Raw genomic sequence first — 16625 nt, forward strand, 5'->3', positions numbered from 1 at the left:
CCCACCGGAACGAAAAGGAGCAGCAGGTGACCACGGCTCACCAAGTCGCCGACCGGACGAGCAGACCGGACGTCCCCGGGTGCGGCACCGCCCCCGCCGGCACCGTCGGTGCCGCCACCGCGCTCCTCGACGCCTACGAACCGGGCCGCACCCGCTTCTTCGCCTCGCCCACCCGCACCCTCCTCGCCCACGGCACCCGCGCCGAAGTGCCGCACGGCACCGCCCCCGTGGCGCAGCGCGTCGCCGAGACCCTCCGGGCCCGTCTGCGGGCCGGTGACGCGGCACCGGTCGTCGTCGGTGCGATCCCCTTCGACTCCGCCGCGCCCGCCGCGCTGGCCGTGCCCGAGGCCGTCCGCTGGGCGCCGCCGCTCGCCCAGGACCCACTGGTGGCCCTGCCCGCCGCCGCCCCGGGCGCCGCCCGCTGGGAGGTCCGCCCCGTGCCCGCGCCCGCAGGCTACGGCGCCGCGGTCGCCGAGGCCGTCCGCCGCATGCGCCGCGGGGACTTCGGCAAGGTCGTCCTCGCCCGCACCCTGGAGCTCACCTGCGACCGCGACCTGGACCTGCCCGCCCTGCTGCAGCGCCTGGCCCGCCGCGACCCCGCCGGCTACACCTTCGCCCTGCCCGCCGGCCACGGCCGCACCCTGCTCGGCGCGAGCCCCGAGCTGCTGGTCTCCCGGCGCGGCGGCACGCTCGTCGCCAACCCGCTGGCCGGCTCCACGCCGCGCAGCTCCGACCTCGCCGAGGACGTCCGGCGCGCCGCCGCCCTCCTGCAGTCGGAGAAGGACCTCCACGAGCACGCCGTCGTCGTGGACGCCGTCCGCGAGGCACTCGCCCCGTACTGCCGCAGCCTGCACGTGCCCGAGCGGCCCACGCTCGTCCGGACCGCCGCCATGTGGCACCTGTCGACCACCGTGACCGGCGAACCGGCCGACCCCGCCGTCTCCGCACTGGAGCTCGCCTCCGCGCTGCACCCCACGCCCGCCGTCTGCGGCACCCCGTCCGCCACCGCGCGCGGCGTCATCGGCGAGCTGGAACCCTTCGACCGGGGCTTCTTCACCGGCATGGTCGGCTGGGGCGACGCGAGCGGCGACGGCGAATGGGTCGTCACCATCCGCTGCGCCGAGGCGAACGAGCGCACCCTGCGGCTCTACGCCGGGGCGGGCGTCGTCGCGCAGTCCTCGCCGGAGGCCGAGACGGCCGAGACCGGCGCCAAGTTCCGCACGTTCCTGCAGGCCGCGGGGGCCGACCAGTGACCGGGACCGCGGCCGCGACCGTGCCCCCGGACGAGACGCCCGACGCCCCGGGCTACCCCGCCGAGTTCGCCGAGCGCTACCGCGCGGCGGGCCACTGGCGCGGAGAAACGTTCGGCCGGATGCTGCGCGAGCGCGCCCGGGCGCACCCGGACCGCGTCGCGATCGTGGACCCCGCGGGGGAGGGGAGGCGCTGGACGTACGGGGAGCTCGACGTGCGCGCCGACCGGATGGCCGCCGGCTTCCTCGCCCGCGGCATCGGCAAGGGCGACCGCGTCGTCGTCCAGCTGCCCAACACCGCCGAGTTCTTCGAGGTCGTCTTCGCGCTCTTCCGCATCGGCGCCCTCCCCGTCTTCGCGCTGCCCGCCCACCGCGAGACCGAGATCCGCCACTTCTGCGCCTTCACCGAGGCCGCCGCCTACGTCATCGCCGACACCGCCGAGGGCTACGACTACCGCGAGCTGGCCACCCGGGTCCGCGCGGAGGTCCCCGGCCTCAAGCACGTCTTCGTCGCCGGCGAGCCGGGCGAGCACACCGCGCTCTCCGCCGTCCCCACCGCTCCCGTGCCGGTCGACGACGTCCCCGCCCCGCACGACCTGGCCTTCCTCCAGCTCTCCGGCGGCTCCACCGGCGTCCCCAAGCTCATCCCGCGCACCCACGACGACTACATCTACTCGCTGCGCGGCTCCAACGAGATCTGCGCGGTCGACGAGAACAGCGTCTACCTGTGCGCGCTGCCGGCCGCCCACAACTTCCCCCTCAGCTCCCCGGGCACGCTCGGCGCGCTCTACGCCGGTGCCCGCGTCGTCCTCGCCCCCCGCCCCAGCCCCGACGTGGCGTTCCCCCTCATCGAGCGCGAGGGCGTCACCCTCACGGGCCTCGTCCCGCCGCTGGCCCTCCTCTGGACCGAGGCCGCGGCCACCACCCCGTACGACCTGAGCAGCCTGCGGGTCCTGCTGGTGGGCGGCGCGAAGTTCAGCGAGGAGGCGGCGCGCCGCGTGCGCCCGGCCCTCGGCTGCACCCTCCAGCAGGTCTTCGGCATGGCCGAGGGGCTCGTGAACTACACCCGCCTGGACGACCCCGAGGAGACGATCGTCACCACCCAGGGCCGCCCCGTCTCGCCCGACGACGAGATCCGCGTCGTCGACGACCAGGACAACGACCTGCCCGCGGGTGAGACCGGTCACCTGCTGACCCGCGGCCCGTACACCATCCGGGGCTACTGGCGCGCCCCCGCGCACAACGCCACCGCCTTCACCGCCGACGGCTTCTACCGCACCGGCGACGTCGTCCGGCTCACGGAGACCGGCCACCTCGTGGTCGAGGGCCGGGCCAAGGACCAGATCAACCGCGGCGGCGAGAAGGTCGCAGCCGAGGAGATCGAGAACCACATCCTCGCCCACCCGGCCGTGCACGACGCCGCCGTCGTCTCCATGCCCGACGCCTACCTGGGCGAGCGCACGTGCGCCTACGTCGTGCTGCGCGAGGACGCCGGCCCCGTGCGGTCCGTGCACGTCAAGAAGTTCGTCCGCGAGCGCGGTCTGGCCGCCTTCAAGGTCCCCGACCGGGTGGAGTTCGTGACGGAGTTCCCGCAGACGGGCATCGGCAAGGTGTCGAAGAAAGAGCTCCGCGCGGCCATCGCCGCACGGGTCGCCGCCGCGGCAGCACAGGAAACGGCAGCACAGGGAACGGCCGTACAGGAAACGGCACCGCACACAGCGCAGTAGCGGACAGCACAGCAGAAACAGCACAGCACAGCAGCACACAGCACCGCAGACAGCACCGAGAAAGGCCCACCGAACACCATGGCTCTGCCCGCCATCGCCCCCTACCCCATGCCGGGGGCGGCCGACCTGCCCCCGAACAAGGCCGGCTGGACCGTCGACCCGGACCGCGCCGTGCTGCTCGTGCACGACCTGCAGAACTACTTCCTCGACGCGTTCGAGGCCGGGGCCTCGCCCGTCACGGAGCTGCTCGCCAACGTCGCCGCCGTGAAGAAGGGCTGCGAGCGCCTCGGCGTCCCCGTCGTCTACTCCGCCCAGCCCGGCGGCCAGAGCCCCGCCGAGCGCGGCCTCCAGCAGGACTTCTGGGGCCCCGGCCTGCCCGACGACGAGCACGCGAAGGCCATAGCCGACGCCGTCGCGCCGACCGCCGCCGACACGGTCCTCACCAAGTGGAAGTACAGCGCCTTCGTGCGCACCGACCTCGCCGGGCGGATGGCCGCCCAGGGCCGCGACCAGCTGATCATCGTCGGCGTGTACGCCCACATCGGCGTCATGATGAGCGCCTGCGACGCCTGGATGCGCGACATCCGGCCCTTCCTCGTCGCCGACGCCGTCGCCGACTTCTCGGCCGCCGACCACGCCATGGCGCTGCGCTGGGCAGCCGCCAAGTGCGCCGTAGTGACCACCACCGACCGGCTCTTCGAAGGGGCGTAACTCCCATGGCACTCACCCTCGACCAGATCCGGGCCGACGTCGCCGACGTGCTCGGCGAGGACCCGGCGGACATCCCCGACGACGAGAACCTCACCGACTACGGCCTCGACTCGGTCCGCATCATGACCCTCGTCGAGCGCTGGCGCCGCGACCACGGCACCGACGTCACCTTCGTGACCCTCGCCGAGCAGCCGGCCATAGAGCAGTGGGCACCGCTGCTGGGAGCGAGGACGTGAACGCCCGCACGCTCGACCGGGCTGGGACCCGCGGCCTGCCCGGCAGCACCGGCGCCGGGCGGGCCCCCGCGCCGGAGGGCCTCCCCCTGACGGCCGCCCAGACGGGCATGTGGTTCGCCCAGGCGCTCGACCCCGGCAGCCCCGCCCTCGGCACGGCCGAGTACCTGGAGATCCACGGCGACATCGACCCCGGCCTCTTCGCCGAGGCCCTGCACCGCACCGTCGGCGAGGCCGACGCCCTGCGCGTCCGCATCGCCGACACCCCCGCCGGCCCGCGCCAGTTCCCCATCGCCGTCGAGGCGCCCGGCCACGGCTTCCCGCTGCACACCGCGGACCTCCGCGGCGAGCCCGACCCCGGCGCGGCCGCACTCGCCCTGATGCGCGCCGGCCTCGCCGAGCCCTTCGACCTCGCCCGCGGCCCGCTCTTCTCCCACGCCCTCCTGCGCACCGGCGACGAACGCTGGCTGTGGTACCAGCGCGTCCACCACGCCGTCCTCGACGGCTACGGCCACTCCCTCGTCGCCCGCCGTGTCGCCGAGCTCTACACCGCCCTGGCCACCGGAGAGGACCCCGCCCCCAGCCCCTTCGGCCGGCTCGCCGACCTCGTGGACGAGGACGCCGCCTACCGCGGCTCCGCCACCCGCACCCGCGACCGCGCCCACTGGCTGACCGTCTTCGCCGACCGCCCCGAGGCCCCCACCCTCGCCTCACCGGGCCGCCCCGCCCTGCCCTCCCGCACCCACCTGCGCGCCACCGCCCACCTCGGCCCGGAGACGACCGCCGCGCTGCGCCGCCTGGCCGCGGCCGTGCGGGCCACCTGGACCGACGTCGTCCTCGCCGCCCAGGCCCTGCACCTCTCGCGCGCCACCCGCAGCGAGGACGTCGTCCTCGGCCTGCCCATAATGGGCCGCATGGGCTCCGTCGCCCTGCGCGTCCCCGGCACCGTCATGAACGTGCTGCCGCTGCGCCTGACCGTCACCCCCGACACGACCTTCGCCGAACTCGTCCACCAGACCGTCCTCGGCATCCGGGCCGCCCGCCGCCACCAGCGCTACCGCTACGAGGACATCCGCCGCGACCTCGGCCTCCTCGGCGAGGGCCGGCCGCTCACCGGCCCCCTCGTCAACGTCATGCCCTTCGACTACGGGCTCACGTTCGCCGGCGCCCGCTCCGACGCGCACAACCTCGCCCCCGGGCCCGTCGACGACCTCACCGTCGGCATCCGCGACCGCGCCGACGGCAGCGGGCTGCGCATCGACTACGACGCCAACCCCGCCCGCTACGGCCAGGACGAACTCGCCGCCCACCAGGCCCGGTTCGCCGACCTGCTGACCCGCATCGCCCGCAGCGACCCGCACCTGCCGACCGGCGGCCTCCCCCTGGCCACCGCCGCCGAGCGCCGGCAGGTCCTCGCCGAGTTCAACGACACCGCCACCGAGGTGCCGCCCACCACCCTCATCGGCCCCGTCGAGGCCCGCGCCGCCCGCACCCCGCACGCCACCGCCCTGGTCTGCGGCCCCGAGACCCTCACCTACGCCGAGCTCAACGCGCGCGCCAACCGGCTCGCCCGCCACCTCGCCACGCTCGGCGTCCGGCCCGGCACCCTCGCCGCCGTCGCCCTGCCGCGCTCCACCGAGCTCGTCGTGGCCCTGCTCGCCGTCCTCAAGGCGGGCGGCGCGTACCTGCCGCTCGACACCGCGGACCCGGCCGGGCGGCTGCGCGGGACGCTGAGGACCGCCGCACCGGCCTGCGTCGTGACCGACCGCGCCGGCGCCGCCGCCCTGCCCGCGGGTGCGGCACCCGTCGTCGCGCTCGACGACCCGGCCGTGCGCGCCGCGCTCGCCGCCCACCTGCCCACCGACCCCGGCCGGGCTCTGACGCCCCAGCACCCCGCGTACGTCCTGCACACCTCCGGCTCCACCGGAGCCCCCAAGGGCGTCGTCGTCCCGCACGCGGCGATCGACAACCGGCTGCGCTGGATGCAGGGCCTCTTCCCGCTGGCCCCCGGCGACCGCGTCCTGCACAAGGCGCCCGCCGGCTTCGACGTCTCCGTGTGGGAGCTCTTCTGGCCGCTGCGCGAGGGCGCCACCCTCGTCGTCGCCGGGCCCGGCGCCCACCGCGACCCCGCGGAGCTCGCCCGCACCATCCGCACGCACGGCGTCACCGTCGCGCACTTCGTGCCGTCCCTGCTGCAGCTCTTCCTCACCGCACCCGGCACGGCCGGCTGCACCGGGCTGCGGCACGTCTTCAGCAGTGGCGAAGTCCTGCCGCGCGCCACCGCCGACGCCTTCCACCGGCTCCTCCCCGGCACCTCGCTGCACAACCTCTACGGGCCGGCCGAAGCCGCCGTCGACGTCACCCACCACACCTGCCGGCCGGGCGACACCGGTCCCGTCCCCCTCGGACGGCCCGCCTGGAACACCCGCCTCTACATCCTCGACGCGGCCCTGCACCCCTGCCCGCCCGGCGTGCCCGGCGAGCTCTACCTGGCCGGCGCCCAGCTCGCCACCGGCTACCTGGGCCGGCCCGGCCTCACGGCCGAACGGTTCGTCGACGACCCCTTCGCGGGGCCCGGCGCCCGCATGTACCGCACCGGCGACCTCGCCCGCTGGCGGGCGGACGGCGAAGCCGAATACCTCGGCCGCACCGACCGCCAGGTCAAGCTGCACGGGCGGCGCGTCGAACTCGACGGCATCGAGGCCCTCCTGCTGGCCGACCCCCGCGTCCAGGCGGCCTGCGCGGTCGTCCGCGAGGACCGGCCCGGCGACCGCCGCCTGGTCGCCTACGTGACTCCGGCCTCGGCGGATGCCGCCGCCGAGGCCGGTCCGGACGCCCTGCGCGCCGCGCTCGCCGCGCAGTTGCCCGAGAGCGCGGTGCCCGCCGCCGTCGTGGTCCTGGACGCCTTCCCGACCGGGCCCGGCGGCAAGCTGGACCGCGCGGCCCTGCCCGCCCCCGCCCCGGAGGCGACCGCCGGCGGCCGGGCACCCGCCGGATCCCGGGAGCAGACCCTGACGCGGCTGTTCGCCGAGGTCCTCGGGCTGCCCCACGTCGGCGCCGACGACAGCTTCTTCGCCCTCGGCGGCACGTCCCTGCTCGCGGCGCGCCTCGTCGCCCGCATCCAGGACGTCTTCGGCGGCGACACGGCGGAGGACGGCGGGGAGAACGCCGGGGAGGACGGCCCCCTCGCCCTGGGCAGCCTCTTCCGCGCCCCCACCCCGGCCGCCCTCGCCCGCCGGCTGGGCGGCGCGGGAGGCGTGGCGCCCGTACGTCACGGGTAGGGTGATCAACCACGATGCCGGCTGCGCACACGCACCCATGACGCGGCCGGGACCGATCGCGGAGGTCGCCAGGGAGGTGACCCGCCACCTGGGAGACAGCTGATGCGTGTGAGCGGCGGGCCGGGCATACGGCCCAGGGTCCTCGGAGAGGACCCGCTGCCCGGGGCGTGGACGCCCGGCGGGCCGCACGTCTGGCTGATGCGGCTCGACGGCCTGTGGCCGGACGGCTTCGCGCACGGCGGCCCCCGGCCCGGCAGCCCGCTCGCCGGTCCGCTGCGTGACCACGCGCGCATCCTCGACGCCGGGGAGCGGGAGCGCGCCGCCGCGTTCGTGCGCGACCAGCACCGCGAGCGCTACATCGCCTCCCACGTGGGGCTGCGCCTCCTCCTCGGCGCCTACCTGGGCACCGACCCGGCCGCGGTCGTGCTCGTGCGCGAGCCCTGCCCCGGCTGCGGCGGACCGCACGGCCGCCCGGCGGCCGCGGGCGCGCCCCTCCACTTCAACCTCTCGCACGCGGGCGACGTCGCGCTCTTCGCCTTCGCGGACACGCCCGTCGGCGCGGACGTGGAGCAGGTGCAGCCCGCCGAGGTGGTCGACGAGGTGGCACGCGTCCTGCACCGCACCGAGACGGCGGAGCTGGCCGCGCTGCCCGCCGCGCAGCGCCCGGACGCCTTCGCGCGCTGCTGGACGCGTAAGGAGGCCTACCTCAAGGGCACGGGCACGGGCCTGTCGGAGAACCCGTCGGTGACGTACGTGGGCACGGGCCCCGAGCCGGCCTCTCCCGCGGGCTGGACGCTGAGCGACGTCCCGGCCGTGCCGGGGTACGCGGCGGCCGTCGCGGTCGCGAACGCGCCGGTGCCGGACCGGCCGTAAGGGCGTGAGGGCGCGTTCCGGGAGCGCGCGGGGGCGAGGAGCCGGATGTGCCCCGAACGGCCCGGCGGCATTCCGTTGAATTCCCTATAACCTGACTGGTCCGCGGAGGGTCGCGACGCATCGGGGGGACAACATGCCGGCCTCTGCTTCGATCATTCTTTTCGTCTTCGGGGGCCTCATGGTCCTCATCTCCCTGCTCGGCAGCGGATTCTCGGTCCGGGAAATTTCCTTTCCCCGGATCAGCCCGCTGATCCGGTCCACGGCGGCGCTGCTGGGTGCCGGACTCGTGGTCACCAGCATCGTGCTTCTGGCGCGTACGGATTCCGGCGGGACGCCGCCGATAGCCGGATCGCAGACATCCGTGCCACCGTCGCCACCAGCCTCTTCACCACTGGTGAGGCCACCTTCGGGGCAGCCGCCCGTGCAGCCGGTGAGCACCGCACCCGGGCCGGCAACAGCTCCGTCCCCGGGGGCGGCAGCGTCCCTGCTCGCCCACGTGCCGGAGGCCGTCCGTCCCAGTTGCTCCGACGGTGACGCGTCGGCATTCCCGGCGTCGGTCGTCGCCGTGGTGGCGTGCACTCCGGCGGGTGGATTTCCCGTGGTCTACGCCCAGTTCGTGGACGACATCAGCACCCAGGGGGGATTCCAGCGGCTGGTGAGCGATGTGCGTTTCACACAGAGCTCATGCGACTCGTCCACTCCGCTCAACGGCCGGCAGAAATACCAGAACAGCGGTAAGACCGTCGGCGAACTCGCCTGTTATCAGGATCCCCAGGACGGCGACGCCTATGTCACGTGGTCGAGCGACGACGTGAAGATCATCGGGCAGGCCCACGCCCCGCTCGCCTCGTACGGGCAGCTCCTCGCGTGGTGGAAGAACGCGGGCCCGCTGCACGGCACGGCCACGTGACATGACCGGCACCGCCGACTTCGTCCTGGAGCTCAGCGGCGGGCCCGGCGGGCCGTACGCGGTGACGGTCTCCTCGCCCGCCGGCGAGGGGACCGCCCCGGTCACCCTGGAGCCCGGCGCGATCGGCGCCCGCCTCCCCGACCTCCAGCGGGCCGTCCTCGCCTCCTCGGTCACCCCGCGGGCGGCGGCGCTCGGCCTGGAGCGGCCCGTACGGGACGTGGGGGAGCGACTCTTCCGCACCGTCTTCGACGAGCGCCTGCGCGGCCTGTACCTCGCCAGCCGCCAGCGCGCCGCCGAGCACGACCAGGCGCTCCGCATGGTCCTGCGCATCCGCGCCCCCGAACTCGCCGCCCTGCCCTGGGAACTGCTGCACGACGAGGAGCTCGGCGGCTACCTGTGCCTGCACCAGCCCCTCGTCCGCTACGTCGACCTGCCCGAGCCGCTGGTCCCGCTGCGCGCCGCCCGGCCGCTCAGGGTCCTCGGCATGACCTCGCTGCCCCGCTCCCGCGCGCCCCTGGACGCCGAGAGCGAGCGCGCCGCGCTGGCCGTCGCGCTCCGCCCGCTGACCGAGCGCGGGCTGGTCGGCCTCGACTGGGTGGAGGGACAGACCGCGGACGACCTCTCCCGCAGGCTGCTCCGGGGCTGCCACGTCCTGCACTTCATCGGGCACGGCGCGTACGACCCCCAGCGCCACGAGGGCATGCTCACGCTGGCGGGCGCGGACGGGCGCGAGCACCACCTGCACGCCTCCGCCCTCGCCTCGCTGCTCAGCGTGGCCCGGCCGAAGCCCCAGCTCGTCGTCCTCAACAGCTGCCAGAGCGGCATGGGCAACGCCGAGGACCTCTTCTCCAGCACCGCCGCCGTCCTCGTGCGGACGGTGCCGGCGATCGTCGCCATGCAGTTCGCCGTCACCGACAAGGCGGCCACCCGCTTCGCCGCGTCCTTCTACCAGGCGCTGGCCGAGGGCCGCACGGTCGACGAGGCCGTACGGGTCGGGCGGATCGCCCTCGTCGTCGACAAGGACGACAGCCTGGAGTGGGCGACGCCGGTCCTCTACCTGCGCGGCGGGGACGCCCGCCTCTTCGACCTGCCGGCGGGGGAGCGGGGGCCGGACGCGGGGCGGGAGCCGGGCGCGTCGCGGGAGCCGGGCTCGGGCCCGCAGCCCGGGGCTCCGGCCGGGCCGCCCCGGCCCGCCGCCGTGCCGCCGAGACCGCGGCAGGACCCGCAGGCCGGCACGGGCGGCGACGGGCCGCCGTCGCCCGGCCCCGGCATCACCCCGCGCGTCCTCAACGCCCGCCAGTGGGTGCAGGCCCTGGCCTTCCACCCCGACGGAACGCGGCTGGCGGCCGGCTCCCGCAACCGGATCAGGGTCTGGGACGCCCTGAGCGGCACCCGGATCTGGGAACAGGCCGTCGGCGGCCGGCTCTCGTCCGTCCTCGCCGCCGGCTTCAGCCCCGGCGGCCGCCGCCTCGTCACCGGAGGAGCCGACGGCACGGTCCGCGTCTGGGCCTCCTCCAACGGCGAGGAACTGCTGCGCCTGCGCCACGACCACGTCGTCTTCGCCGCGGCCTTCAGCCCCGACGGCTTCCGCGTCGCCTCGGCCTCCGCCGACCGCACCGTCCGGCTGTGGGACTCCACCGGCGGCGACCTGATGCTGCGCATCCGGCACGACCAGGTCGTCACCGACGTCGCCTTCAGCCCCGACGGCGGCCGGATCGCCTCGGCCTCGGCCGACCGCTCGGTGCGCGTGTGGTCGCTCGGCGGCGACGCCCTCCTGCGCCTGCGCCACGACCACCCGGTCAAGGCCGTCGCCTTCAGCCCCGACGGCGCCCGGCTGGCCACGGCGGGCGACGACGGCTGCGTACGCCTCTGGGACGCGGGCAGCGGCCACCAGCGCCTCCTGGCCCGGCACGGCGCCGCCGTGAAGGCCGTCGCCTTCAGCCCCGACGGCCACTGGCTCGCCACCGCCTCCGCCGACCGCACGGCCGGCCTGTGGTCCACGGCGACCGGCACCCGTGCGCTGCGCGTGCAGCACCACGACACGGTCTTCTGCATCGCCTTCGGCCCGGACGGCAACTGGCTCGCCAGCGGCAGCGAAGACAAAACGATCAAGTTGACACGGGTCCCGGAGGCAGACGACTGAGAGGCCCCGGGCGGAGCCCCGGTCGTGCGGCTCGACAGGACACGGCCGGTCTGCCACGGGGTGGCGTATCGCCGCTACGACGGAAGGAGGATGCGCGCGGCGGGACTTGGCCTCGCCTGCGTGTGGGTCGGCGCCGCCGGTCTGCTGCGTCGTGGTCCTTCGCCGTTGCGGCGGAAGAAAACCGCCGGCCGCGACGGCGAGCAGCCACTGTGGCGAGGGACCGGCGGCCCACGGGGCCACCTCAACCGGCGGGCGTGGCATGCGGGGCGCGCGGCGGGAGTTGGTCTCGCCTGCGGGTGGGTTGACGCCGCCGGTCTGCTGCGTGATGGTCCTTCGCCGTTGCGGCGGAATACTGCCAGCCGCAGAAACTGTCCGCCGCATCGGCGATCAGCCACCATGGCGAGGGTCCGGCGGCCCACGGGGCCGCCGCAACCGGCGGGCGTGGCGTACGGGGCCGGCTGCGAGCCGGGAAAGTCGCCCGTCGCGGCGGGGGACCGGCGGCATGCACGGGCACCGCAAGTGGCGCGGGTGCCGTGATCCGTGAGACACGCTCTGGCCGCCTGCAAGGCCCGATGGCAGACTGCTTGGATGATCAAGAGAGCCACTGGTGGAACCGATCACGCCTGGGCCGCGCTCGGCGGTGACCCGGCATTCACAGGCGCCGTCGCCTACGGCGGGCCCGGCGGCACACTGCCCTCGCGGCTGCCGGTCCGGGAGCTGGCGCGGTCCACGGTCGCCGTGGCCTCCCTCGCCGCGGCCGAGCTGGCCGCAGCCCGGCGCGGCGGCGGCCCCCTGCCCGCCGTGCGGGTCGACGACGGGGCCGTCGCCACCGCGTTCGTCAGCGAGCGGCACCTGCGCGTCGACGGACGCGCCGCCACCACCTTCGCCCCCCTGTCCCGCTTCTGGCGCACCCGCGACGGCTGGCTCCGTACGCACGCCAACTACCCGCACCACCGCGCCCGCCTCATTGAGGCGCTCGGCCTGCCCCGTACGGCCGACGACGAGGCCCTCGTCGCCCTCGTCGCCGGCGAACTCGCCCTGCGCGACGCGGAAGAGCTCCAGGAGACCGTCGTCGCGGCCGGCGGACTGGCCGTCGCGGTGCGTTCGCCGGAGGAGTGGGCCGCCCACCCGCAGGGCGCGGCCGTGGCCCGCCGCCCCCTGCTCACCCTGGAGCGCGTCGCCGACGGCCCCGTGCGCGCCCTGCCACGGGACCCCGGGGCGCCCGCCCAGGGCCTGCGCGTGCTCGACCTCACCCGCGTCATCGCCGGCCCCGTCGCCACCCGCACCCTCGGCCTGCTGGGCGCGGACGTGCTGCGGCTCGACCCGCCCGGCCTGCCGGAGAGCCAGGACGCGCACAACGACACCGGTTTCGGCAAGCGTTCGGCCGCGCTCGACCTCGCGCACCGCGCCGACCGGGCGGCCTTCGAAGAACTACTCGCCCGCGCCGACGTCGTCGTGACCGGCTACCGCCCCGGCGCGCTCGACCGCTTCGGGCTCGCCCCCGAGGCACTGGCCGAGCGGCGACCGGGGCTGGTCGTCGGCCAGTTGAGCGCGTGGGGCGCCTACGGGCCCTGGGGCGAGCGGCGCGGCTTCGACAGCCTCGTCCAAGTGGCCTGTGGCATCGCCGTGACCGAGGCCGGACCCGACGGCACGCCCGGCGCCCTGCCCGCCCAGGCCCTCGACCACGGCACCGGCTACCTCCTCGCGGCCGCCGTCCTGCGCGCCGTCACCGAGCAGTGCACCGCGGGCGGCACGCACGTCGCCCGGCTCGCCCTCGCGCAGACCGCCGCCTGGCTCACCTCCGGACTCGCGCACGACGAGGGTGATCCGGACGGCGGGACCTACGAGCCGGACGCGTGGCTCACCGAGGCCCGAGGACCGCTGGGGAACGTCCGCTACGCACAGCCGCCGGTGGACGTCGAGGGCGCCCCGCGCGACTGGACGAGGATGCCCGCCCGCTGCGGCGCCGACGCGCCGGAGTGGAGTTGACGGCCCGCCGCGCCACCCCCGCCGGACCGTACGATGAAGCGGTGTCAGACGTTCAGACCGCCGGCCGCGTCGTCCTCCGCCCCGTGACCCCGGAGGACGGCCCGGAGTTCACCCGCCTGGTCCGGGACAGCGCGGACCTGCACCACCCGTGGCTGTCCATGCCCACCACCGCGGACGGCTTCGCGGAGTACGCGGCCACGCTCGACGGGGAACAGCGCGTCGGCCTGCTCGTGTGCCTGCGGGACACCGGCCGGATGGCGGGCTTCATCAACATCAACAACATCGCGCGCGGCCGCTTCCAGTGCGGCGCCCTCGGCTACGGCGCCTTCGCGCCGGCGGCGGGCCGCGGCCTCATGAGCGAGGGCCTCGGGCTCGTGCTGCGCCACGCCTTCGGCCCGCTGGGCCTGCACCGGCTGGAGGCGAACATCCAGCCGGGCAACGCCGCGTCGCAGGCGCTCGTGAAGCGGCAGGGCTTCCGGCTGGAGGGCTTCTCCCCGGCGTTCCTCTTCATCGACGGCGCGTGGCGCGACCACGAGCGCTGGGCGATCACCGCCGACATGGTGCCGCACGAGGGCTGAAGGGGCCGTCCCGGCAGCACCGGACGACCGCCGGGAACCCACCGCCCCCGGCCGGCCGGCAGACCGGCCCCGGCCCCGGCCCGGCTCCGCACCGGCACCCGCACCGACGCACGACCACCAAGGCTGAGAAGCCACCGAACCACCAGGGTTGAGAAAGGTTGCCGTGCCCACGACCATCCGACGCGCCGTGCTGTCCCTCCCCGCCGCCCCGCTCGGCGCGGAGAATCCGCTGCCCTCCCTCCGCACGGTCCGCGACGTCCACCGCCTCGACGCGGCGCAGCGCAAGGGCCTGCCCGCCGACATGGCCCGGCAGACGGGCTACGAGCCCCTCCGCTCCGTGCTGCCCGTGCGCCGCCGCGACCACTACACCCGCAAGCGCGTCCTCACCGACCTCGACGCCCTCGTCATCGAGAACGACCGGCTGCGCGCCACGGTCCTCCCCGGCCTCGGCGGCCGCGTCCACTCCCTCGAACACAAGCCGACGGGCCGGCAGCTGCTCTACTCCAACCCCGTCCTGCAGCCCGCCCACTTCGCGCTCAACGGCGCCTGGTTCTCCGGCGGCATCGAGTGGAACATCGGCGCCACCGGCCACACCCCGCTGTCCGTGGCCCCGCTGCACGCCGCCCGCGTGCCCGCCCCCGGCGGCGGCGAGATGCTGCGCCTGTGGGAGTGGGAGCGCCTGCGCGACCTTCCGTTCCAGGTCGACCTGTGGCTGCCCGAGGGCTCGGACTTCCTCTACGTGGGCGTGCGCATCCGCAACCCCCACCACCGGCCCGCGCCCGTCTACTGGTGGTCGAACACCGCCGTCCCCGAGGAGGAGGGTTCGCGCGTCCTGGCCCCGGCCGAGGGGGCCTGGCGGTTCGGCTACGAGCGCCGCCTGAGCCGGGTCCCGGTGCCGGAGTGGGAGGGGGCGGACCGCACGTACCCGCTGAACAGCACGCACGCCGCCGACTTCTTCTACGACGTGCCCGGCGCGGAGCGCCGCTGGATCGCCTCCCTGGGCGCGGACGGGCACGGCCTCGTGCAGACCTCGACCGATCTCCTGCGCGGCCGCAAGCTCTTCGTCTGGGGCTCGGGCCGCGGCGGCCGGCGCTGGCAGGAGTGGCTCACGCAGCCCGGCACCGGCGGCTACGCCGAGATCCAGGCCGGCCTCGCCCGCACCCAGCTGGAGCACGTACCGCTGGAGCCCGGAGGCGAGTTCGCCTGGCTGGAGGCGTACGGCCCGCTGGCCGCGGATCCGGCGGCCGTGCACGGCGCCGACTGGGCGGCCGCCCGCGCCGAAACGGCGGCCCGGCTGGAGGAGGCCCTGCCCCGGGCCGAGGTGGACGCGGCGTACGCGGCGTGGCGCCCGTACGCCGACGCCGAACCCAAGGAGAGCCTGCACACCGGATCCGGCTGGGGCGCCCTCGAAGCCGAGCGGGGGCACTACGAACTGCCGGGCACGCCGTTCGCCCCGGAGACGCTGGGGGAGGAGCAGGAGCCCTGGCTGGAGTTCCTGCGGACGGGCTCGCACCCCTGGCCGTCCCGGGTGCTGCCGCCCCCGCCCTCGCTCGTGTCGCCGCAGTGGCGCGAGCTCCTGGAGACCACCGACGAGGGCGACCTCTACGGGGCCTACCACCTCGGGGTCGCCCGCTGGCACGCGGGCGACCGCTCGCAGGCGGTCCGCGCCTGGGAGGGGCGGGCGGAGTACCTGTGGTTCGTCAAGCGCTGCCTGGCCTTCGCCGACGCCGAGGACGGCCACCCCGAGCGCGCCGCCGACCGCTACCTGGAGGCCTTCGAGGACGCCCGCGACGAGCGGCGCGAGGGCGCCTCGTGGACCGCGGCCATGGCGGCGCTCGGCGAGGAGACGGTGGAGGCCCTGCTCGCCGCCGGCCGCGCCGGAGACGCCGCGGGCGTCCTGGACGGCCTGCGGCCCGGCATCCGCGAGCGCGGGCGCTTCCGGCTGCTCCGGGCGCGGGTCCTGCTCGCCCTGGGCGACGCCGCGGCCGCGCGGGAGGTCTTCGACCGGGGCTTCGAGGTGGAGGACCTGCGCGAGGGCGACGAGTCCCTCGGCGAGACCTGGTACGCGATCGAGGAGCGGCTGCGGGCGGGCGACGGCCCCGTCACGGAGGAGATCCGCGCCACGGTGCGTGGGCAACGGCTGCCCCGGCAGTATGACTTCAGGATGCGACCCGCCCCGTGACGCCGCCTCGTAACCCCGAGCCCCGTCCCGTAACCCCCACCCCATAACCCTCGTCCCTCCCGCAACCTGACGTTTCTGGACCGATCGTTCTTGACCGATCGTTCCAGAAACGGCTACGGTCAACGCGTGGCCAGGACCAAGGAATTCGATCCGGACGCCGCGCTCCAGTCGGCCCTCGAGCTGTTCTGGCGGCGCGGCTACGAGGCGACGTCGATGGCCGACCTCGTCGGTCACCTCGGCATCGCACGGGCCAGCCTGTACGCGACGTTCGGCAGCAAGCGCGCGCTGTACCTCAAGGCGCTGGAGCGCTACGGCGAGCAGCACGACCCGTGCATCGCCGAGGAGTTGTCGCGCCCCGGCCCGGCCCTGCCCGCCGTGCGGGAGCTGGTGGCGCGCTTCGCCGCCGAGGCCGCCGGGGACGACCTGCGGCGCGGCTGCTTCGTCACCAACACCGCCGTCGAGCTCGCACCGCACGACCCCGACGCGGCCCGCGGCGTCCAGGACAGCTGGCTCGCCCTGGAGACGGCGCTCACCTCGGCCCTGACCCGCGCGGCGGACCAGGGCGAACTGCCCGCAGGCCGCGACCCCGCGGCGCTCGCCCGGATGCTGCTCGTCCTCATGCAGGGCATGCGGGTGGTCGGCAAGGCCGCGCCCGGCTCCGCACGGCTGCGGGACGCCGCAGCACAGGCCCTCGCCCTGCTGGCCTGACCTCGCCGCCGGCCCCGCCGGCGGACCACCCACTTGCTCA

At 75.8% G+C, this 16625-nt stretch carries 12 protein-coding genes; all 12 read left to right on the top strand.

Features of this window, described 5'->3' with window-relative positions:
• The first annotated feature begins 26 nt into the window (after positions 1-26).
• The 12 genes from dhbC to ACFZCD_RS23595 all read left to right on the top strand — a co-directional run bounded on the left by dhbC (position 27) and on the right by ACFZCD_RS23595 (position 16585).
• Complete coding sequence (gene dhbC, locus ACFZCD_RS23540) at positions 27-1253, top strand: isochorismate synthase DhbC (RefSeq protein WP_391833880.1); 1227 nt, start codon at positions 27-29, stop codon at positions 1251-1253.
• Positions 1250-2977 carry a (2,3-dihydroxybenzoyl)adenylate synthase gene (locus tag ACFZCD_RS23545; RefSeq protein ID WP_391833882.1) on the top strand — a complete coding sequence of 576 codons (1728 nt, stop codon included), beginning with the start codon at positions 1250-1252 and terminating at the stop codon, positions 2975-2977. The genes dhbC and ACFZCD_RS23545 overlap by 4 nt, the downstream gene beginning before the upstream one ends.
• A gap of 78 nt (positions 2978-3055) precedes the next feature.
• Positions 3056-3688, top strand: a complete 633-nt coding sequence (locus tag ACFZCD_RS23550) for an isochorismatase family protein (protein ID WP_391833884.1) — start codon at positions 3056-3058, stop codon at positions 3686-3688.
• A 5-nt stretch (positions 3689-3693) separates the two neighbouring features.
• Positions 3694-3924 (top strand): phosphopantetheine-binding protein, encoded by a 231-nt coding sequence (locus ACFZCD_RS23555; RefSeq protein WP_391833886.1) that lies wholly within the window; start codon positions 3694-3696, stop codon positions 3922-3924.
• On the top strand, positions 3921-7202 hold the full coding sequence (locus ACFZCD_RS23560) for an amino acid adenylation domain-containing protein (RefSeq protein WP_391833888.1): 3282 nt from the start codon (positions 3921-3923) through the stop codon (positions 7200-7202). Before ACFZCD_RS23555 ends, ACFZCD_RS23560 begins: the two co-directional genes overlap by 4 nt.
• A gap of 102 nt (positions 7203-7304) precedes the next feature.
• Positions 7305-8075, top strand: a complete 771-nt coding sequence (locus tag ACFZCD_RS23565; RefSeq protein ID WP_391833890.1) for a 4'-phosphopantetheinyl transferase family protein — start codon at positions 7305-7307, stop codon at positions 8073-8075.
• 430 nt (positions 8076-8505) lie between these two features.
• Positions 8506-8985, top strand: a complete 480-nt coding sequence (locus ACFZCD_RS23570; protein ID WP_391833892.1) for a hypothetical protein — start codon at positions 8506-8508, stop codon at positions 8983-8985.
• Between the two features lies 1 nt (position 8986).
• Positions 8987-11128: a CHAT domain-containing protein gene (locus ACFZCD_RS23575; protein WP_391833893.1), complete on the top strand. Its 2142-nt coding sequence runs from the start codon at positions 8987-8989 to the stop codon at positions 11126-11128.
• 588 nt (positions 11129-11716) lie between these two features.
• Positions 11717-13117 carry a CoA transferase gene (locus ACFZCD_RS23580; protein ID WP_391833895.1) on the top strand — a complete coding sequence of 467 codons (1401 nt, stop codon included), beginning with the start codon at positions 11717-11719 and terminating at the stop codon, positions 13115-13117.
• Between the two features lie 41 nt (positions 13118-13158).
• Positions 13159-13695: a GNAT family N-acetyltransferase gene (locus tag ACFZCD_RS23585; RefSeq protein WP_391833897.1), complete on the top strand. Its 537-nt coding sequence runs from the start codon at positions 13159-13161 to the stop codon at positions 13693-13695.
• 163 nt (positions 13696-13858) lie between these two features.
• Complete coding sequence (locus ACFZCD_RS23590) at positions 13859-15877, top strand: DUF5107 domain-containing protein (RefSeq protein ID WP_391833899.1); 2019 nt, start codon at positions 13859-13861, stop codon at positions 15875-15877.
• A 126-nt stretch (positions 15878-16003) separates the two neighbouring features.
• Entirely contained in the window at positions 16004-16585 is a 582-nt protein-coding gene (locus tag ACFZCD_RS23595; RefSeq protein WP_391833901.1) for a TetR/AcrR family transcriptional regulator, read from the top strand.
• Positions 16586-16625: the final 40 nt, after the last annotated feature.

The organism is Streptomyces sp. NPDC008001, from assembly GCF_042958085.1.
GTDB lineage: Bacteria > Actinomycetota > Actinomycetes > Streptomycetales > Streptomycetaceae > Streptomyces.

What these genes read in the sequence shown, in the direction of transcription:
- ACFZCD_RS23550 (WP_391833884.1), top strand. Translation starts at nt 3,056, where the DNA reads ATGGCTCTGCCCGCCATCGCCCCCTACCCCATGCCGGGGGCGGCCGAC.
- ACFZCD_RS23555 (WP_391833886.1), top strand. Translation starts at nt 3,694, where the DNA reads ATGGCACTCACCCTCGACCAGATCCGGGCCGACGTCGCCGACGTGCTC.
- ACFZCD_RS23565 (WP_391833890.1), top strand. Translation starts at nt 7,305, where the DNA reads ATGCGTGTGAGCGGCGGGCCGGGCATACGGCCCAGGGTCCTCGGAGAG.
- ACFZCD_RS23575 (WP_391833893.1), top strand. Translation starts at nt 8,987, where the DNA reads ATGACCGGCACCGCCGACTTCGTCCTGGAGCTCAGCGGCGGGCCCGGC.
- ACFZCD_RS23580 (WP_391833895.1), top strand. Translation starts at nt 11,717, where the DNA reads ATGATCAAGAGAGCCACTGGTGGAACCGATCACGCCTGGGCCGCGCTC.